The sequence below is a fragment of the Streptomyces lunalinharesii genome, from assembly GCF_039532155.1.
Classification (GTDB): domain Bacteria; phylum Actinomycetota; class Actinomycetes; order Streptomycetales; family Streptomycetaceae; genus Streptomyces; species Streptomyces lunalinharesii.
This window is the reverse complement of record NZ_BAAARK010000037.1, coordinates 12,647-31,072: the sequence shown is the minus strand read 5'-3', so window position 1 is coordinate 31,072 and position 18,426 is coordinate 12,647. Positions and strand designations below refer to the sequence as shown.

The 18,426-nt window shown below is 73.2% G+C and carries 21 protein-coding genes and 1 tRNA gene; 10 read left to right on the top strand and 12 right to left on the bottom strand.

Annotated features, from left to right (window positions below):
- Positions 1-187 precede the first annotated feature (187 nt).
- On the top strand, positions 188-1,339 hold the full coding sequence (locus ABD385_RS34125; protein ID WP_344583246.1) for a methyltransferase domain-containing protein: 1,152 nt from the start codon (positions 188-190) through the stop codon (positions 1,337-1,339).
- Between the two features lie 114 nt (positions 1,340-1,453).
- Complete coding sequence (locus tag ABD385_RS34120; protein ID WP_344583288.1) at positions 1,454-1,681, top strand: UTRA domain-containing protein; 228 nt, start codon at positions 1,454-1,456, stop codon at positions 1,679-1,681.
- Between the two features lie 42 nt (positions 1,682-1,723).
- On the opposite strand, the gene ABD385_RS34115 is transcribed toward ABD385_RS34120, so the two are convergent.
- The 5 genes from ABD385_RS34115 to ABD385_RS34095 all read right to left on the bottom strand — a co-directional run bounded on the left by ABD385_RS34115 (position 1,724) and on the right by ABD385_RS34095 (position 5,370).
- Positions 1,724-2,500, bottom strand: a complete 777-nt coding sequence (locus ABD385_RS34115) for a hypothetical protein (RefSeq protein WP_344583244.1) — start codon at positions 2,498-2,500, stop codon at positions 1,724-1,726.
- 252 nt (positions 2,501-2,752) lie between these two features.
- Positions 2,753-3,592, bottom strand: coding sequence for an RNA polymerase sigma factor SigF (locus ABD385_RS34110; protein WP_344583242.1), 840 nt, complete (start codon positions 3,590-3,592; stop codon positions 2,753-2,755).
- A 190-nt stretch (positions 3,593-3,782) separates the two neighbouring features.
- Positions 3,783-4,592, bottom strand: coding sequence for an RNA polymerase sigma factor SigF (locus ABD385_RS34105; RefSeq protein WP_344583240.1), 810 nt, complete (start codon positions 4,590-4,592; stop codon positions 3,783-3,785).
- A 264-nt stretch (positions 4,593-4,856) separates the two neighbouring features.
- Positions 4,857-5,150, bottom strand: coding sequence for a Dabb family protein (locus tag ABD385_RS34100; protein ID WP_344583239.1), 294 nt, complete (start codon positions 5,148-5,150; stop codon positions 4,857-4,859).
- 55 nt (positions 5,151-5,205) lie between these two features.
- The gene (locus ABD385_RS34095) at positions 5,206-5,370 is read right to left on the bottom strand and encodes a hypothetical protein (protein ID WP_344583237.1); all 165 of its coding nucleotides are present in this window, start codon (positions 5,368-5,370) and stop codon (positions 5,206-5,208) included.
- A gap of 630 nt (positions 5,371-6,000) precedes the next feature.
- Between ABD385_RS34095 and ABD385_RS34090 the strand changes: the two genes are divergently transcribed.
- The 7 genes from ABD385_RS34090 (at position 6,001) to ABD385_RS34060 (ending at position 13,103) form a co-directional block, all read left to right on the top strand.
- Positions 6,001-6,786 carry a DUF2127 domain-containing protein gene (locus ABD385_RS34090; protein ID WP_344583286.1) on the top strand — a complete coding sequence of 262 codons (786 nt, stop codon included), beginning with the start codon at positions 6,001-6,003 and terminating at the stop codon, positions 6,784-6,786.
- Between the two features lie 28 nt (positions 6,787-6,814).
- The gene (locus ABD385_RS34085) at positions 6,815-7,297 is read left to right on the top strand and encodes a hypothetical protein (protein ID WP_344583235.1); all 483 of its coding nucleotides are present in this window, start codon (positions 6,815-6,817) and stop codon (positions 7,295-7,297) included.
- 402 nt (positions 7,298-7,699) lie between these two features.
- Positions 7,700-7,819, top strand: coding sequence for an azolemycin family RiPP peptide (locus ABD385_RS34080; protein ID WP_344583234.1), 120 nt, complete (start codon positions 7,700-7,702; stop codon positions 7,817-7,819).
- A gap of 88 nt (positions 7,820-7,907) precedes the next feature.
- Positions 7,908-10,031: a YcaO-like family protein gene (locus ABD385_RS34075; RefSeq protein WP_344583232.1), complete on the top strand. Its 2,124-nt coding sequence runs from the start codon at positions 7,908-7,910 to the stop codon at positions 10,029-10,031.
- A 59-nt stretch (positions 10,032-10,090) separates the two neighbouring features.
- The gene (locus tag ABD385_RS34070) at positions 10,091-11,275 is read left to right on the top strand and encodes a SagB family peptide dehydrogenase (RefSeq protein WP_344583230.1); all 1,185 of its coding nucleotides are present in this window, start codon (positions 10,091-10,093) and stop codon (positions 11,273-11,275) included.
- 200 nt (positions 11,276-11,475) lie between these two features.
- Positions 11,476-12,252, top strand: a complete 777-nt coding sequence (locus ABD385_RS34065) for an oxidoreductase (RefSeq protein WP_344583228.1) — start codon at positions 11,476-11,478, stop codon at positions 12,250-12,252.
- Between the two features lie 107 nt (positions 12,253-12,359).
- The gene (locus ABD385_RS34060; protein WP_344583226.1) at positions 12,360-13,103 is read left to right on the top strand and encodes an SDR family oxidoreductase; all 744 of its coding nucleotides are present in this window, start codon (positions 12,360-12,362) and stop codon (positions 13,101-13,103) included.
- A 7-nt stretch (positions 13,104-13,110) separates the two neighbouring features.
- On the opposite strand, the gene ABD385_RS34055 is transcribed toward ABD385_RS34060, so the two are convergent.
- The 4 genes from ABD385_RS34055 to ABD385_RS34040 all read right to left on the bottom strand — a co-directional run bounded on the left by ABD385_RS34055 (position 13,111) and on the right by ABD385_RS34040 (position 15,589).
- A complete protein-coding gene (locus tag ABD385_RS34055) occupies positions 13,111-13,998 on the bottom strand; it encodes a LysR family transcriptional regulator (RefSeq protein ID WP_344583224.1) in 888 nt (295 codons plus the stop codon).
- A gap of 297 nt (positions 13,999-14,295) precedes the next feature.
- Positions 14,296-14,383, bottom strand: a tRNA-Ser gene (locus ABD385_RS34050).
- A 68-nt stretch (positions 14,384-14,451) separates the two neighbouring features.
- Positions 14,452-14,994: a tRNA adenosine(34) deaminase TadA gene (tadA, locus tag ABD385_RS34045; protein WP_344583223.1), complete on the bottom strand. Its 543-nt coding sequence runs from the start codon at positions 14,992-14,994 to the stop codon at positions 14,452-14,454.
- Positions 14,995-15,061: 67 nt separating this feature from the next.
- A complete protein-coding gene (locus ABD385_RS34040; protein WP_344583222.1) occupies positions 15,062-15,589 on the bottom strand; it encodes a tRNA adenosine deaminase-associated protein in 528 nt (175 codons plus the stop codon).
- Between the two features lie 217 nt (positions 15,590-15,806).
- Here ABD385_RS34040 and upp point away from each other — a divergent pair, with 217 nt between their 5' ends.
- Complete coding sequence (gene upp / locus ABD385_RS34035) at positions 15,807-16,442, top strand: uracil phosphoribosyltransferase (protein WP_016572552.1); 636 nt, start codon at positions 15,807-15,809, stop codon at positions 16,440-16,442.
- Between the two features lie 60 nt (positions 16,443-16,502).
- Here upp and ABD385_RS34030 read toward each other — a convergent pair whose 3' ends face one another.
- The 3 genes from ABD385_RS34030 to ABD385_RS34020 all read right to left on the bottom strand — a co-directional run bounded on the left by ABD385_RS34030 (position 16,503) and on the right by ABD385_RS34020 (position 18,421).
- A complete protein-coding gene (locus ABD385_RS34030; protein ID WP_344583221.1) occupies positions 16,503-17,144 on the bottom strand; it encodes a LytR C-terminal domain-containing protein in 642 nt (213 codons plus the stop codon).
- Positions 17,145-17,292: 148 nt separating this feature from the next.
- Positions 17,293-17,592: a type II toxin-antitoxin system VapB family antitoxin gene (locus ABD385_RS34025; protein ID WP_016572550.1), complete on the bottom strand. Its 300-nt coding sequence runs from the start codon at positions 17,590-17,592 to the stop codon at positions 17,293-17,295.
- Positions 17,593-17,770: 178 nt separating this feature from the next.
- Positions 17,771-18,421, bottom strand: a complete 651-nt coding sequence (locus ABD385_RS34020) for a DUF4232 domain-containing protein (protein WP_344583220.1) — start codon at positions 18,419-18,421, stop codon at positions 17,771-17,773.
- Positions 18,422-18,426: the final 5 nt, after the last annotated feature.

Genomic DNA, 18,426 nt, shown 5'->3' with positions numbered 1-18,426 from the left:
CCGCCGCGCTCTTCCACGCCCTTACGCCCTCTTCGGCGCGGGCCCTACGCTCGGCATGACCTGAGGACCGACGGAGGAGGCGCACCGTGGGCAAACACCGCTCCCCGATCGGAGACGACGGACAGCAGCCGGGTCGGCCCGTCCCGCCTCCGGAGCCCGCTCCGCCGCCGCAACCGCAGTAGGTCCGTTGGACACCCCTCCAGCGCCCGACGAGGCCGTTGACGGCCTGCTGGCGCAGATCGCCGAACAACTGGGAGCGCCCGTCCCCGCCCGTCTACGGGCGGCCCTCCGCGCCGTACCCCGTCATCTCTTCCTGCCGTCGGCACTGTGGCTGCGCGACGGAAAGGGAGGTTACGAGCCGTGCGACCGCGCGCAGGAGCCCGAACGCTGGTGGCGCGCGGCCTACGGTGACGTCCCTCTGGTCACGCAGTTCACCGTGCTGCCCGACGGGGATCGCGTCCCCGCCTCCTCCGCCTCGATGCCGAGCGTGGTCGTCCGCATGCTGACGGCCCTCAACGGCCCTCGGGGAAAACGGGTGTTGGAGATCGGTACCGGCACCGGCTTCCACGCGGCTCTGCTCTCGTACCTCTTCGGCGCCGAGAACGTGACCTCGCTCGACGTCGATCCAGGGCTCGTCCGCCGGGCCGAGCAGGCGCTGCGGGCGAGCGGCCAGCGGCCGGAGCTGCACTGCGCGGACGGTGCGGGCGGCTGGCAACCGGCCGCCCCGTACGACGCGATCATCTCCACCTGCGCCGTGAGGGCCGTGCCGCTTCCCTGGCTGGAGCAGGTCGCGGCAGGCGGCCGCATCGTCACCCCTTGGGACACCGCATGGTGCAACTACGGCACCCTCGTCGCCACCAAGCAGGCGGACGGTACGGCCGAGGGCGCCCTTGCTCCGTACGGTTCCTTCATGCTGATGCGGGCCCAGCAGACCCATGTCGAACTGCGCCGTGACGTGCTGCGCGACGGACAACACCCCGACCGGTCCACGACCCGCCTCTCCCCATGGTCAGTGGCCGGAAACGATCTCGATGCGCAGATGTACGTGGGCCTGCACGTGCCCGGAGCGTGGCACTCCTGGGACACGGAGGTGGAAGGGGCCCGTACCCGGCTGTGGTTGGCGGACGACCAGGCGACGAGCTGGGCCAGCGTGGACTACGACGGCCGGCAGACCTCGACCTTCGCGGTGGCGCAGTACGGCGTCCGGAAGTTGTGGGACGAGGTCGCCCGGGCGTACGAGCAGTACGTGGCCGCCGATCGCCCCGGCATCGGCCGGCTTCGTCTTCGGATCTGGCCCGAAGGCCGGGAGACACGGCACGAGGTGGGTCCGCCGGCCTGACGCGTCAGCGGGCCCCGCGCGGCAGGCTCGCCTAGGGTGCCCGTTCCGGCCGTGCACGGAGAGCAGGACGCATGACCGCCAAGGCCGACGACCGTCAGTTGAAGCCCCGGCGGCATCTCCGCACGCCCGGCCGAACTCGGCTGCCCACCCGTGCACTTCCGGGAGGAGATCCGCAGCCGGATGCCGTCCGGGGACGAGGCGGACCGGCTGTGCCTCGGCGCGGGCACGCCGGTGATCGTCGTCGTCCGCACCGCCCTCGCGGCCGGCGGTCGTGCGGTGGAGGTCAACGAGATGGTCCTGGACTCGGCCGCCTACGTCCTTACCTACGACGTCGAGGCGTAGCGATGGCCGGCCGACCGCCATCGCCCGCCAACCCCCGCCCGCTCACTTCCACTTGAACGTGACGTCCTTGGTGTCCAGGTGCATGCCGAGCGGTACGCGCCAGGCGTCCACGCAGACCCGCCAGGAGCCGGCCGCCGGTTTTCCCGGGGGCAGGGGGAGCGGGAGGGCGCGGGTGGAGTCGAGGGTGGCCCAGTCGATGCCGAGGGCGCCGATGACGTGACTGCCGAAGGTGACGGTGCCGGTGGTGACCGGGCGTGGGCCGGTGTTGAGGAAGTCGATGGTGACCCGCTGGCACCAGCGGACGTCGGTGTCCGCGAGCGCGGGTTTGCCGACGACCAGGCCGGACGGGGCGTTCGGGCCGGCCGGGATGGTCGGGGAGGGCGGCTCGGGTGCGGTGGAACCGCCGGGTTGCGGGGCGGGTGAACCGTCCGACGGGGGCGGGGTGTTGGAGCCCGGACCGTGGTGGCCGTTGCCGTTGCCCTGGCCCGCGGGTGGTGTGGTGGGGGAGCCGGGCGGGGTGGTGCCCGTGGCCCCCGGTGCGTTCGGGCCGGAAGGGCCGGAAGAGCCGGGAGGGCTGGGAGGGCCGGATGTCCCAGGGGAGCCAGGGGAGCCGGTAGGGCCGGAGGTGGCGTCGTTGCCTGGCAGGGGCGTCAGCTCGACGCCGCCGCGTGGGGGCGCGGTCGGGTCGGTGGGGCCTGCCGCGCCCACTGCGGCGTAGCCGGATCCGGCCGCGCTGCCGCAGCCGGTGAGGACGCCGCCCAGGCAGAGCGCGGCCGCAGCGGCGGCGGCAACGTGGGCAGCAGGTGTGGTCCGTGGCATGGTGCGGACACCTCCCAGCGGTAGCTGGGCACAGTGTTGCTGACGAACCATCAGAAGTGAAGGGCGGCGGAGCGCGGGGCTGCGCCGCGCGAGGGTCGGCGCGGGGCCGCAGAGGTGGGGGCGTGACGGGAGTCACGCCACGCGGCCGGTGGAGGCCGAGTCGGGCGTCGCGCGGTGGCGCGCCGTCGTCTTGGTTGCTGTCCGCCGAGCGACCGGATCGGCGCTCGCCGATGCCCCTCGGCGGACCGTGCCTCAGTCCGAGATCAGACCTTCCCGGAGTTGCGCCAGCGTGCGGGTGAGCAGCCGGGAGACGTGCATCTGGGAGATGCCGACCTCCTCGCCGATCTGGGACTGCGTCATGTTGGCGAAGAACCGCAGCATGATGATCTGGCGCTCCCGGGGCGGGAGTTTGGCCAGCAGCGGCTTGAGGGACTCGCGGTACTCCACGCCCTCCAGCGCGGTGTCCTCGTAGCCGAGGCGGTCCGCCAGGGAGCCCTCGCCGCCGTCGTCCTCGGGCGAGGGGGAGTCGAGCGAGGAGGCGGTGTAGGCGTTGCCCACCGCCAGGCCGTCGACGACGTCCTCCTCCGACACCCCCAGGCACACGGCGAGTTCGGGCACGGTGGGCGAGCGGTCCAGCTTCTGGGAGAGCTCGTCGCTGGCCTTGGTGAGGGCCAGGCGGAGTTCCTGGAGGCGACGCGGGACGCGCACGGACCACGACGTGTCGCGGAAGAAGCGCTTGATCTCGCCGACCACGGTCGGCATCGCGAACGTCGGGAATTCCACCCCGCGTTCGCAGTCGAAACGGTCGATGGCCTTGATCAGGCCGATGGTGCCGACCTGGACGATGTCCTCCATCGGCTCGTTGCGGCTGCGGAAGCGCGCGGCCGCGTAACGCACGAGCGGGAGGTTGAGTTCGATGAGTGTGTCGCGCACGTACGCGCGCTCGGCGGAGTCCTTGTCGAGCGTGGCGAGCCGCAGGAACAGGGACCGGGAGAGCGAGCGGGTGTTGATGGCGTCGACGTCGTCATGCACGTGTGGTGCCGGCGCGGGAATCGCGGGAAGCACCTTCGAGCTGCCCAGTTCTACGGACATGCCACCCCCTTGAGGTCGCGGACGGGTCGCTGCGGCGTCCTCGGCCCAGGGCGGACCGAGGAGTTATGCCTCCACCTGAATACCGGAAGCAGCACCACGGCAAACGCGGTTCCAGCAGAATGTCACATGTCGGCAACGCGCTGTAGCGTCTTGTCGACATATCCGTGCAGGAGCGGGTCGCCCGTGCCGGTTAGGCGTCGATCCTGTTTGCGGATCGCAGCCGGGCGAAGCTCCGCGACAGTAGCCGGGACACGTGCATCTGCGAAACCCCGAGTTCCGCACTGATCTGGGACTGCGTCAGATTGCTGTAGTAACGGAGCAGGAGGATGCGCTGCTCGCGCTCCGGGAGCTGGACGAGGAGGTGCCGCACGAGGTCCCGGTGCTCGACGCCGGCCAGTTCGGGGTCCTCGTAGCCGAGGCGGTCCAGCAGGCCGGGCAGCCCGTCGCCCTCCTGGGCGGCCTCCAGCGATGTGGCGTGGTACGAACGGCCCGCCTCCAGGCAGGCCAGCACCTCGTCCTCGCCGATCTTCAGCCGCTCGGCGATCTCGGCGGTGGTGGGGGAGCGGCCGTGCAGCACCGTGAGGTCCTCGGTGGCGCCGTTGACCTGGACCCACAGCTCGTGCAGGCGGCGCGGGACGTGGACGGTGCGGACGTTGTCCCGGAAGTAGCGCTTGATCTCGCCGACGACGGTGGGCATCGCGAAGGTGGGGAACTGCACGCCGCGCTCCGGGTCGAACCGGTCGATGGCGTTGATCAGGCCGATGGTGCCGACCTGGATCACGTCCTCCATCGGTTCGTTGCGGCTGCGGAAGCGGGCCGCGGCGTAGCGGACCAGCGGGAGGTTGGCCTCGATCAGTGCGGCACGGACGCGGGAGTGCTCGGGGGTGCCGGGTACCAGGCCCGCCAGCTCCGCGAAGAGCACCTGCGTCAGCGCCCGGGTGTCCGCGCTACGGCTCTCGCGGGCCGGAGCCTTGGGCGCAGTACGGGCCGTCACGGTCACGCCACCCTTCACAGTGCATGTATCGCAGCATGTATCGCGTATCGCATCTATCTGGCAAAAGCGGTCATAGCATCACAAGACATGTGCACTGTGTGCAAGCACCCCATAACGCCGTGTTGAAGAGAGAGTTGGCGTCGCGTGCGGGTCACGCGCGGGTCGCGCGCGACGGGGGTGCGGTGGGGGGCCCGGGAGCATGGCGAAGCCCCCCGTCCGGGCGGGCGGGGGGCCGGGACGCCGGCGGGGGCGCGGTGGCGCCGGGCGGGGTCAGAACTCGTAGTCGGCGATCACCCAGGTGGCGAATTCGCGCCACTGGGCGGCGGCCGCCTGGTGGGCCGGGTGCTCGATGTAGCGCTTGAGGGCGTCGGTGTCGGCGACGGCCGAGTTGATCGCGAAGTCGTAGGCGATCGGCCGGTCGGTGATGTTCCAGGCGCACTCCCAGAACGTCAGCTCCGGGATCTCCTGCTCCAGCGCGGCGAAGGCGCGGACGCCGGCCTGCACCCGCTCCTCGTCGCGCGCGACGCCCTCGTTGAGCTTGAACAGGACCAGGTGGCGGATCACGGCGGCCTCCGTGCGGCGGGACGATGCGCAGCCGGTCCGGCGGGCCGACTGGGACCTAGCTGACCAGCTGGGTCATGAACTGGCCGACGCTCTGCGCGGCGGTCGAAATGCCTTCGAAGCCTATCTGGACCAGCCCGGCGGCCCGCTTGGGGGTGGCGATGATCGTCCAGAGCACGAAGGCGACGACCAGGTACAACGCCACTTTCTTCGCTGTCGCCATCAGTTCCGTCTCCCCTGCGGCGGGGCCCTGTGCCCCTACGGCGTTCCCCGCGGGCCCCCTGGCCCCCGGGGCCGCTCCGGTTGCCGGTGCGGTCGGGCGAGTGTAACCACAGGTGTTCGAGCGGGGTGGGTGATGCGGGCCGTCCGGCCCTGTCCTTCACATGGGCCTTATGGACCAAAGGCCCACCAAGGGGGGTCCTTCGCCCGGCTGTTGGGGTGGCCCGCGGGCGGCAGGATGGAGGCACGGGCCACGGCGGATCTGGCAGGAATCCGCGGGGCCCTGGGACCAGCGCCCCACTGCGGGGTCCGCGTCGCGCGTTCCCTGACGGTGCGGCGTGGACATCGGGGCCGGTCCTCATCGGGGGAGGCGGAACCAACCCCCTGGCCCGCCTCCCCCGGCCAACGCCCCCGCGCCCCGTGCGCCGGGCGCGCGCACCCGTCCGGGCCGCCCTCCCGGCAACCTCGGGACCGTTCTTCTCGTCCCTCTCCCCGTAAGGCATCCCCGTACGCCGGCGATTGCTGCATGTACGCGACAATCGGCCGGCACGGAGCGCGGACCCGCGCCGCGGCGGCCGACCGCCGCGGCACGACGGCCCGCGCGGGACGACGAGAGGAACACGGGGCTCCAACGGTGAAGATCGACTGGAACCGGCGCACCTGTGCGCGGCGCGGACACATCACCTACCTCCCGCACGAGACGCACCTCCAGGAGAGGCTGCACGCCAGCACGGCCCTGGGCACGGCCTGGCGCTGCCTGCGCTGCGGGGACTTCGTGCTGGGCGAGCCGCACGGCTCCGGGCCGGCCCGCGACGCCCCGCTGGTGCCGCGCGGGAAGGCGCTGCGGGACCTGTTCATCCTGCGGTTCCTGGCCGTGGAGCGGGCGCTGCGCGGGCTGTTCGTCGTGCTGGCGGCGCTCGCCGTCTGGCAGTTCAGCAACAGCCAGGACGCGGTCCGCCAGTTCTTCGACAAGAACCTGGACGTGGTCCGTCCGGTCGCCGTGCACTTCCACTACGACCTGGACCACTCCCCGGTCGTCGACACCATCCGGAAGACCTTCGGCTACCAGCACTCCACCCTGTTGCTGGTGGCCGCGCTCCTGCTGGCGTACGCCCTGGTGGAGATCGTCGAGGGCGTCGGCCTGTGGTGGTCCCAGCGCTGGGCGGAGTACCTGGCGGTGGTGGCGACCGCGGCGTTCCTGCCCCTGGAGATCTACGAGCTGACCGAGAAGGTCAGCTGGGTCAAGATCGCCACCCTGGTCATCAACATCCTCGCGGTGCTCTACATCGCGGTCGCCAAGCGGCTGTTCGGGCTGCGGGGCGGTCGCGCGGCCTTCGACGAGGAGCGGCACAGCGCTTCCTTGATGGAGGTCGAGACGTCCGCCGGGGTGTCCGCGCCCGCGCCCGCCCATAATGGCTGAACGCACCGTACGAGGGGGAAAGCAACCCATGCGACCGAAGCACACGAACTCCGCGCACCGGCAGTCCGGTTCGCCGCACGCACCCACCCGCCGGACCTGGGGTCGCCGCCCGATGGTGGTGCTGGCGCTGCTGTTCGGCATGGTGGCCGCCGCCGCCGGCCCCGCGGCAGCCGCCGGACTGTCCGAAGCCGCCGCGGCCCGTCCCGCCGCCGTGGCCGCCCCGCACGCCGCGTCGGGCGCCCGGACGACCGTCGCCGACGCCGCCGAGCGCGTCGCGGCGGCCCCCGCGGCCCCCGCCAAGTGGCGGCACAGCGCGCACAGCAGCCACCACCAGGTGACGCACCAGGCGTCCTTCACGTCCCACGACAAGCCGAAGAAAAAGAAGATGGGCTTCTTCAAGAAGCTCGGCGTCTTCCTGATCGTGATCGTCGTGGTCATCATCGTCATCGTGATCCTGTTGATCTGGTTGATCGTGCACTTCATCCGGAAGGCTTTCCGCCGCCGGGACTGACGGATCGCGTCAATTCCTTCTGCGCCGTCCGCGCACTACGGGGGCGGTCGGAGTCCACAACGGACTCCGGCCGCCCCCGTTTTCGTTTTCCGTGCGATTTTCCCGGGGATTTCCGAGTGGCTGAAAAGGGGGCGCCGCTGGCCGGCGGCCGGTTCGCGCGCTTGCGTCGCCCGGGGTCGCCGTGAGCGGCCTGAATGTTGAGCAAAACCCCAGGTCGGAGGCGCATGCGAAACGTAAAGAAATGCGTCGCACTATCGTACTAATGGGGAATCGAGTCATTTCATCGGTTTTTCTTGACGAGGATTACCGCAGTCCGCAGCAATGGTTGTCGAGCACTCACCCGGAGCGTTGGCGGGTGTGACTCGTGGGGTAATTGAAAAATCCACGGAAAGGGGAATCGTCATGGCCGAGGAAGACGACCTGTTCGAGGAGATGGCCATTCCGGAGTCGGAAACGGCCTTCGCCGGCCACAGCTGCCTTTGTTTCGTCACCGAATACGACGACGCGGAGTCGGCGGAGTAACGGCGCGACGTGCCTCCCGGCCGGCGGACGAACCGGCCGGGAGGCACTTCCGCGCCCCCCACCCCACGGCTTTCGAAGGCGGACAGCATTGGAAACCCCCCGGCCCCCCGCCCCGCTCACCCTCCGCCGCGACGTCCGGCTCGTCCGTCGCGGCCGGCACCTCTACGTCTGCGCGAGCACCGGCACCCTGCGGGTCCCCGTCCCGCTTGCGGTCGATGACGCGGACCACCAGACGGTCACCCTCGACGCGGTGCCCGGGCGGGTGGCCGAGGCGCTGCACGCCCGCGGCCTGGCCCACCCCGGGGACGGCCGGCTGCCGCACCCGCTCTACGGGGCCGGCGCCGAACGGGCCCGTCGGCCGGTCGTCGTGGTCGGGGACGGCCCGTTGGCCAGCGAGGTGGCCGCCCTCCTCAACAGGGCCGGGGCACGGACCGCCCCGCCCGACACCACCGACCAACCCGGCGCCGTGGTCCTCCCGTTGGGCCGGCCCGAAGACGAACTCCGCCGCCGCACCGCCCTGGTGCTGGACCGCGGGACACCGCTCGTGACGTACCTCAGCACCCCCACCCGGCTGCTGCTCGCCACCCTCAGCCCGCCGCGCACGCCCTGCCCGGTCTGCCTCGTGCGGCGGATCCGGGCCAACCACACCTGGCAGCCGGTGGCCGCACTGCCGCTGGAGGTGCTGCTGGGCGCGGCGGAGAGCGAGGCGTGGCCGACCACCGCGGTCGCGGCCGGCGCGGTGGCCCACGCGGTGCTCACCGCCCTCGCCGCCCCCGAGGCGCCCACCGGACCTCCGGAGCTGACCGAACTCGACCACGCCACCTGGGAACGCACCGGGCACGCCCTGTTCCACACCCCCGGCTGCCCCGCGTGCGCGACCGCCGCCGTACCCCCCAAACGGGACGGGACGGCCACCGTGGACGTCGCGGAGAGCTGGCGGCTGATGCGCGGCGCGGTCGACCCGCTGACCGGGCTGGTGCCCGAACTCCGGGTGGACCGGCCGAGCGGCCCCGACGGCACCACCTACGCGCGCACCGCCGGCATGACCACCACCACGTGGTTCTCCCCGGTGGCCGCCGAGGCCCGTGGCGGAGCGGTCAAGAGCGACCCGGTCAACGCCCGGGTCTGCGCGGTGGGCGAGACCATGGAGCGGTACGCGGCCGGGGTGTACGACCCCGACCGGCTGGTCCGCGCCACCCTCGCGGAACTCGGCGACGCCGCCGTCGACCCGCGCAGCCTGCCGCTGGGCTCCGCCGAGGAGTACGCCGCCCAGCGCCGTTACGCCCCCTTCGACCCCGCCGTGCCGATCGACTGGGTGGCCGGGACCTCCCTGGCCACCGGCCGCCCGCGGTACGTCCCGGCCTGCGCCGTCTACCTGCCCTACCGCTTCCCGCGCGCCCACAAGCCGTGGTTCGACCCGATCTCCACCGGGCTCGCGGCCGGCGGCTCGTACCACCACGCCGTCCTCGGCGGCCTGATGGAGAGCGTCGAACGCGACGCCACCCTGGTCTTCTGGGAGAACCGGCTGACCCTGCCCAGCCTCGACCTGACCGGCCTGCCCGACGGGCCCGCCCGGCGCATCGTGGACCGGATCACCGCCGAGGGCGCGACGGTCACCTGCAAGGACCTCACCACCGACCTGGGCATCCCGGCCGTCGCGGTGCGGTTCGCCGGAGGCACCGCCGAACGGCCGGTCGTGGTGCACGCCGCGCGCGCCGACCTCGACCCGCACACCGCGCTGCTGGGCGCGCTGGAGGAGGCGTGCCTGTGCCGGACCGGCGCCGGCATCTGGCTCGAAGAGGGCGAAGTGCCGGCGGCCGACGCCGCGTTGAGCAGCCTGAGCGAGTTCTGCCTCTACTACTGCGCGCCCGACCGCCAGCACCACCTGGCCTTCTGGGCGGACGGGCCGCGGCACCCGCTGCCCGCGGCCCGGCCGGCCGGCAGCCTCCAGGACGACGTCGCCGAGGCGGTCCGCCGGCTCGCCGCCCGCGGCCACGAGGCGATCGCCGTCGACCTGACCCCCATCGACGTCGCCGAATGCGGCGTCAGCGTGGTCCGCACGGTGGTCCCGGGCCTGTGCCCGCTCACCCTGCGCAGCGACTTCCACCGGCGCGGCGGCCCCCGCGTCCGCCAGGCCCCGGTCGCCATGGGCGTGCGCAGCACCGCGCTGACGGAGGACCAACTCAACCCGTGGCCGTTGCCGTTCCTGTGAAGCCCGCCGACCGCCACCAGCCGACCGCCGCCGACCCGCCGGAGGGACCGGACCACCGCATGGACGACACCACGGCCCACGACGCCCCGGGCGCCCCGCACGGCGCCCCCGACCACGACGCCCGTCCCTACCGCCGCAACCCCGACCTGCTGCTGGAGTGGGCGGACGGCGGCGGCCCGGTCCTCGTCGACTGCGGCAGCTGGCGGAAGTTCGCCGCCAAGCCCGTCCTCGTCGACCTGCTCAACCAACTCGACCGCCCGCACACCGCGGACCAACTCCAAGGCCGCTGGCAGGAGTCCGCCCCGGGCGGCGACGTCCGCACGCTGCTGGCCCGGCTCGCCGCGGCCGGCATCCTCCGGCGCTGCGCCCCGCCCCCGACGGACGCCGCCGAGGCCGCCGTCGAGGGGGCCGTCGACGACGCGGGGGACGACGCGGGGGACGACGTGCGGGACCCCGGCGCCGGCTGGACCGCGTACGAGCGCGCCGTGCACGCCCGCTCGGGCCTCGGCCCGGACGCCGCGGCCGGCCGCGGCACCCCGCCGCCGGCCCGCCTCCACCACCCCGGCGTCGACGCGGCGATCGCCCTGCCCGACGGCGCCGACGCGCCCAGCCGCCCGCTGGCCGACGTCCTGGCCGCGCGCCGCAGCGTCCGCGGCTACGCCCCCGACCCCGTGCCGCTGCCGCTCCTCGCCGCCCTGCTGGCCCGCGCCGCGCGGGTCCGCGGCCACCTGGCGCCGCGGGCCTACCAGCAGACCCAGCGCCCCGCGCCGTCCGGCGGCGCCCGCCACAGCCTGGAGATCCACCTGGTGGCCCGGGCGGTCACCGGACTGTCCCCCGGCGCCTACCACTACGACCCGTTCGCCCACGCCCTGCACCGGCTCGCCCCCTGGACCGACGAACTGGCCGCCTTCCAGCAGCGCACCGTCACCGACCCCGCACTGCTGGACCACGCGCCCCCGGCCAGCCTCTGCCTGACCGCCGTGGCGGCCCGCACCACCTGGAAGTACGAGGGGATGGCCCTCAGCCTCATCTACCGCGACACCGGCTGCCTGATGCAGACCCTCTCGCTGACCGCCACCGACCTGGGCCTGGCCTCCTGCCTCACCGGCCGCATGGAGGCCCCGTTCACCGCCCCCTTCCTGCCGCCGTCCCTGCGCGCCCACCTCAGCCACGTCGGCAACATGGCCCTCGGCCTCCCCACGAGCCCCCTGGCGGCCCCCGACGTCACCCCCCTCGCCCCCTGACGCCCGATCAGTTGCCGTGACGCCATAGGAATCCCCTATGGCGCCCGCTGGAATTTGGTCTTTGCCTCGCGTTCTTTTCCGGATCTACCGTGAAACCGCTCGACGAGGTGCGCACCGCGAATTCTCCGAAGATTCGCGCCCGGCGCACATCGCTTTCTCGTTCCGTCGAGCGGACCACACGAGCGAAAAGGACCGGCACCATGACCACGAGCGAAACCGGACGGGAAACGCCAGCACTCGCAGGAAAGCGGGCACTGGTCACGGGCGGCACGCGCGGCATCGGAGCGGCCGTGGTGCGCCAACTCCTCGCCGCGGGCGCCGAGGTGCTCACGACCGCCAGGTCGGCGACGAGCACGGTGCCGCAGGGGGCCGCCTTCGTGACGGCCGACGTGCAGACGCGGGCCGGCGTGGAGGCGCTCGCCGCGGCCGCGCAGGAGACGCTCGGCGGGGTGGACGTCGTCGTCCACAACGTGGGTGGGGCGGGCCCGCACGCGAGCGCCGCGGCCATTCCCGACGAGGAGTGGCAGGCGGCGCTGGACCTGAACTTCCTGTCGTCGGTGCGGCTGGACGCGCTGCTGGTGCCGGGGATGCGGGAACGGCGTTCGGGGGCGATCGTGCACGTCTCCTCGGCCGCGGTCCGCACCCCGGTGGGGCCGTTCCTGCACTACACCACGGCGAAGGCGGCGCTGGAGAACTACAGCCGGGGCCTGTCCTTGGAACTGGCCCCGTTCGGCATCCGGGTCAACACCGTGTCGCCCGGCCGGACCGCCACCCCCGGCGGCGAGGCGACGCGGGATCAGTGGGCGCGCCTGGCCGCGGCGCCGGGCCAGACCAACGCCGCCGACAGCCCACCGCTGGGGCGCGACGGCCGGCCCGACGACATCGCCGACGCCGTGCTGTTCCTGGTGTCCGACCAGGCGGGCTGGCTGACCGGCAGCAACCTCGTCGTGGACGGCGGCGAATTCCCCCGGGGATGACGCCGACGGCATTCCGGAACACCGCTTTCGGAAAGACGAATTCAAGGAATGGACGTGAGTCGGTCGCGGCACCGCGTTCCGGAGAAATGAGAAGAAGGAATCCCGGCATGGGCAAGTACAGCGGCAAGAACGCAGTGGTCACGGGCGGCGGCAGCGGCATAGGGCTCGCGACGGCACAGCTGCTGGTGGACGAGGGGGCCCGGGTGATGATCACCGGCCGCTCCCAGGCCACGCTCGACGCGGCGTTGGAACGCCTCGGCGCGCACGCGGTGGCCGTCCGGGGCGACGTGGCCGCGCTCCCCGACCTGGACGCGCTGGCCGACCGCGTGCGGGACGAATTCGGCACGCTCGACGCCCTGTTCGTCAACGCCGGCATCGCCACCCTCACGCCCTTCGCGACGACGACCGAGGAGGCGTACGACGAGCTGTTCGCGATCAACGTCAAGGGCGCCTACTTCACCGTCCAGAAGCTCGCCCCGCATCTGAGCACCGGTGCCGGCGTCGTCCTCACCACCTCGGTCGCGAACGTCATGGGCGTGCCGGAGACCAGCGTCTACGCGGCCGGCAAGGCGGCGCTGCGCTCGATGGCCCGCAGCCTGACCCGCGAGCTGCTGCCGCGCGGCATCCGCGTCAACGCGGTCAGCCCCGGCCCCGTCGACACGGGGGTCCTGGAGGCCGCGATGCCCGCAGAGGCCGCCGAGCAGTTCAAGGCGCAGCAGGTCGCGGGCAATCCCATGCGGCGCTTCGGCACCCCCGAGGAGATCGCCGGGGCGGCCGCGTTCCTCGCCTTCGACGCCACGTACACCGCCGGCGCCGAACTCGTCGTGGACGGCGGCGCCACCCAGCTCTGAGCCGGCCCTACCGGTCCGCCAGGGGCACGGACCAGCGCTCCTGGCGCAGGAGTTCGAGCAGGGCCGTCTCCGCCGGACCCGCGCCGTGCCGCACCACGGCGAGGACGGGCTGGGACACGGCCGGGAACACCGGACGCACCAGGTGCTCGTGACCGTGCGGCACCGCGGAGGCCGGCACGAGCGTCGCCCCCAGCCCGTGGGCGGCCCAGCGCACGGCCGTCGCCGTCTGGGACACGCGGGCGGCCGTGGTCGGGGTCAGCCCGTGGTCCCCCAGCGTCTCCAGCAGCACGCCGTCGAGGGCGCTGTCGCGGTCGAACCGCACCCACGGCTCGCCCGCCAGCTCGCGCAGCTCGACCCGCTCCGCGGCGAGCTGCGGGTGCCCGGCGCCCAGCACCACCACGAACTCTTCGTCGCCGAGGTGGTGGGCGTCGGAGGGGCTCCGCTTGCACGCCGCCATCAGGGCGAGGTCCAGCACGCCCCGCCGCCCCAACTGCTCCATCTCGGCGGAGCTGGGCTCTTCGAAGACGGTGACCTCCACCCGCGGGAAGCGGCGACGCAGCGCGGCCAGTGCGCCCGGCAGCTGCCGCGTGCCGAACCCCATCTGCACCGCGACCACCAGCTCTCCCACCAGCTCCTCGGCGCCGGCCCGTGCCGTCGCCCGGGCCCGCCGCGCCGCGCTCACCGCGGCCTCCGCCTCCCGCAGGAACGCCCGGCCGACCACGGTGGGCACCAGTCCGGTCGGCGTGCGGGCGAACAACTCCACGCCGAGGTCCCGCTCCAGCCCGCGGATCTGCTGGGACACCGACGGCTGGGCGACGTGCAGCAGCTCCGCCGCCGCCGTCACCGACCCCTGTTCGGCAACGGCCAGGGCGTACTCGAACTGACGCAGGCTCATCGGTGCCCGTCCCCTCCCCGCGGGGACCGCGGCCCCCGTCGTCCTCGCTGTCACAGCGGGCAACCCGGTTCCGCCGGCGGAGATTCCCGCGCCCCGTCCGTGGGCCCCGGGCCGCGGCGACGCCGCCGCCGATCCGCCGCCGCGTGAGCCACCAACTCCGTTGCCCTCAACGGGAGATGGGGAAGCGCCGGACGGCTGCCGCGGCAACGCCTCGTCCCCCACCCGCGCCGATCGCCACGCAGCCCCCACGCACAACACCCCCCTGATCTGCGTTTCCGCAGTTCAGGGGGGTGTTACTGGCGGTAGCGGAGGGATTTGAACCCTCGGTGACTTGCGCCACACTCGCTTTCGAGGCGAGCTCCTTCGGCCGCTCGGACACGCTACCGAGAGAGAGCTTAGCCCAAGGGGCCCCGTGCGCCGAAATCGGATGGCCGTCAGCGGGGCGGGCGGCGGTCAGCGGTCGCGGAAGAAGGCGGTGAGGAGGGCGGCGCAGTCCGCTTCCAGGACACCGTCGATGACCTCGGGACGGTGGTTGAGCCGGCGGTCGCGGACCACGTCCCAGAGGGAGCCGACCGCGCCGGCCTTGGCGTCCCGGGCGCCGTAGACGACCCGGTCGACGCGGGAGAGCACGATCGCGCCGGCGCACATCGTGCACGGTTCGAGGGTGACGAGGAGCGTGCAGCCGGTGAGCCGCCACTCGCCGGGCCGGCGCCCGTCGCCGTCCCCGGGAGCGGCGCCCTCCCGGAGGGTCCGGGCGGCGGCGCGCAGCGCGAGGACCTCGGCGTGTGCGGTGGGGTCGCCGGTGGCCTCGCGCTCGTTGTGGCCGGTGCCCAGGACCGTGCCGTCGGCGGACAGCACGACGGCGCCCACCGGGACGTCGCCGGTCCCGGGGGCGCGGGCGGCCTCCACCAGTGCCCGGCGCATCGCCCCGGTCCAGGGGTCGCGCAGCGGGTCGGGCGTGGGGGAGGGGAGGGAGGCGGACGGAGGGACGGTCATGTCCCCAGTGTCGGGGACCAGGTGGTGCGGCCGGTGCCGGGCCCGGCGGTGCGAGGGCCCGGCGGGTTCAGCGGACGGCTTCCAGGAGGTCGGAGCAGCCGAGGGCCTCGGCGATCGAGGCGAGGGCGTCGCCGTCGAGGGTCAGCAGCTCGCGCTCGCCGACGCCGACGTCCTCCAGGAGCCGGGCGTCGCCGAGGGGGCCGCGGGCCACGGGTGCCTCGTCGGGGTCCCCGCCCTCGGGGTCCTCGTCCTCCGTTTCCGGTTCGCCGTCCTCGGTGCCGTCCAGGTCGAGCAGGTCGAGGTCGTCCTCGTCGCCGTCGTCGCGGCCGAGCAGCTCGTCGGTCAGCATCGCGCCGTACGAGCTCCTGGCCGCCATCGCGGCGTTGGAGACGAAGACCTTCGGGTCGTCCTCGCCGTCGATCCGGACGACGCCGAACCAGGCGTCCTCCTGCTCGATGAGGACCACTACCGTGTCGTCGGCCGCTGCTTCTCGGGCCAGGTCGGCCAGATCGGTCAGCGTTTCCACATCGTCGAGCTCTGTGTCGCTCGCTTCCCACCCGTCTTCGGTGCGCGCGAGCAGTGCGGCGAAGTACACCGTGACTCTCCCACTGGTAGAGGCGTGCCGGGCCGGGCGGGGCGGCGCTGCACGCCGCTGCTTCCCGCCCCCTTCGGAATCGTGGCAGAAACATCGCGTCCGCGCGGCGTCTTCGACGCTGCGTCGTGCGGACGTTGTGAGAGATGTCGCTCACGTGCCGGAGCGCGGGCGGCGTACGGCGGGCGCCGGGGCCTTGCGGCTCGGTTAGTGTCGAGGTATGCGGATCCACGTCGTCGACCACCCGCTGGTGGCGCACAAACTCACCACTCTGCGCGACAAGCGCACCGACTCCCCGACTTTCCGGCGGCTCGCCGACGAGCTGGTCACCCTGCTCGCCTACGAGGCCACCCGTGATGTGCGCACCGAGCAGGTCGACATCGAGACGCCGGTGACGGCGACCACCGGCGTGCGGCTGTCGCACCCCCGCCCCATGGTCGTGCCGATCCTGCGGGCCGGGCTGGGCATGCTGGACGGCATGGTCCGGCTGCTGCCCACCGCCGAGGTCGGCTTCATGGGCATGGTGCGCAACGAGGAGACCTACGAGGCGCACACCTACGCGACGCGGATGCCCGACGACCTGTCGGGGCGGCAGGTGTACGTCGTCGACCCGATGCTGGCCACCGGCGGCACGCTGGTCGCGGCGATCAAGGAGCTGATCAAGCGCGGGGCGGACGACGTCACCGCGATCTGCCTGCTCGCCGCGCCCGAGGGCGTCGAGGTCATGGAGCGCGAGCTGGCCGGCACGCCGGTCACGGTGGTCACGGCCGCCGTCGACGAGCAGCTCAACGCGGACCGCTACATCGTGCCGGGCCTGGGCGACGCGGGCGACCGCATGTACGGCACGGCCGGCTGACGGCCCTCTTCGCCACTTACGGGGCCCCGCACCACGCCGTGGTGCGGGGCCCCGCGGCGTTCAGCACTTCGCGGGGGCCGGTGCCTGGGCCGGGTGGGACAGCAGGGCCAGGGCCTTGGCGGCCTGCTGCGGGGCGGTCAGCTCCTTGAAGGTGCCGCCGATGATCAGGTCGAGGTCGGCGCCCTTGCGGTCGTCGGTCTTCAGCTGGGCGCCGGCGAGCTGGGTGGCCAGGACCTTCAACGCGCCCTCGCCGGCCGCCGCCGGGCCGAGCAGCATGCCGGTGCCGGCCACCTTCTTGTCGTAGGCGGCCGGGGCGTTGCCCACCTTGCCGATCTTGAAGCCGCGCTTTTGGAGTTCGTCGGCGGTGCGCTTGGCGAGACCGGAGCGCGGGGTGGCGTTGTAGACGTTGACGGTCAGGGACGCCGGGGCGGGCGGTGCGGCGGCCGGCGGGGCGGCCTTGGCGGGACCGGCGGTGCTGTCCGGGCACGGTCTGGTGTCCTGCGCGGCCTGGGCCGTACTGCCCCGGCCGCCGAAGACGTCGATGAGCTGCAGAGTTCCCCAGCCGACCAGCCCGAGGGCGCAGGCGCTGGCGACGATGCCGAGGATGATGCGGCGACGGTGGCGGGGGCGGCGCATCCGCGGGTACCTGTCGCCTGTGATGCGGTACTTACCGCCCATTCCTGGAGGCGTCAGCATGCTCATGGCCGCAGCGTAGTCCCGGGCGTGTGCCGTGCCTACTAGATGATCAGTGCGTTGTGTGAGGGAAACCCGAGTGGGCCAATTCGACTGGCGCCGCGGCGGGTTCTGGTGCTGACGCCCGAACGGCCCGGCGGGCGCGGTCCCCCGAGCGTCAGTTGTCGAGTTCGAGGACGCGGGCGTGCAGCACCTGGCGCTGCTGGAGGGCCGCGCGGACCGCGCGGTGCAGGCCGTCCTCCAGGTAGAGGTCGCCCTCCCACTTCACGACGTGGGCGAAGAGGTCGCCGTAGAACGTGGAGTCCTCGGCGAGCAGCGTTTCGAGGTCGAGCTGCTGCTTGGTGGTCACCAACTGGTCGAGGCGTACCGGGCGCGGGGCGACGTCCGCCCACTGGCGGGTGCTCTCCCGGCCGTGGTCGGGGTACGGCCGCCCATTTCCGATGCGCTTGAAGATCACACGGAAAGCCTACCGGGCCAAAGGCACCGGGCGCAGCCAGGAGGCGGCGGAGCAAACGAGAGCAATCGCGGCAAAATTGGATCATTGGTGGGTGATGAGCTGGCTGATACGGCACGAACGGGCTATCGCTCGTTCGTCCGCCCGCAGCGGTCGTGCGACGCCGCGGAACGTGGCCGGATCACCACCGTCCGGTGACCGGTGGGCCCGGCTGCCAGTACGTGACCGCGGCGGTGCCCGGGTCCACCCGGACCGGTGCCCGGCCGTCCACGCCGACCTGCGCCGGGGTGGTGCGCGCGGTCAGGGCGATGCCGAATTGGGACGCCTTTTCGGCCGTGCTGGCCGGGGCGCTGCGGCCGCCCGGTCCACCGGGTGCGGCGGCGGTGAGCACTTCGGCGTAGGCGGTGCCGTCGGGCGGGAGGACGACCGGGGTGCGCGGTCTGCTGTACGGCAGGGGCGGGAGCGGGCCGGGGAGCCGGTCGCCGAAGTGCAGCAGGGGGTAGGGCTGCGCGGCGAAGGTGCAGGTGCGGTCCGCGATGTTGGTGACGGTCAGCAGCATGCGGCGGTCCCGGTGCGGCTCCGCGCCGGCGTGGAACCGCAGCATGTCGGGCGTGCAGGCGTTCCGGTCGCCAAGGTGCGTGCCGGCGGTGGGGGCCGGGGCGGAGGCGGTGCGCGGGCCGGTGGCGTCCCACTCGCCGCCGGCGTTCTGGCAGGCGGCGAGGGGGAGGGCGGTCGCGGCGGTCAGGAGGGCGGCGGCGAGGGCTCGGGCGGGGCGGGCGGCGCCGGTGCACCGGGACCGGACCGGGGGCGAAGGTGCGGGCCGGAGGGGCATGGGCA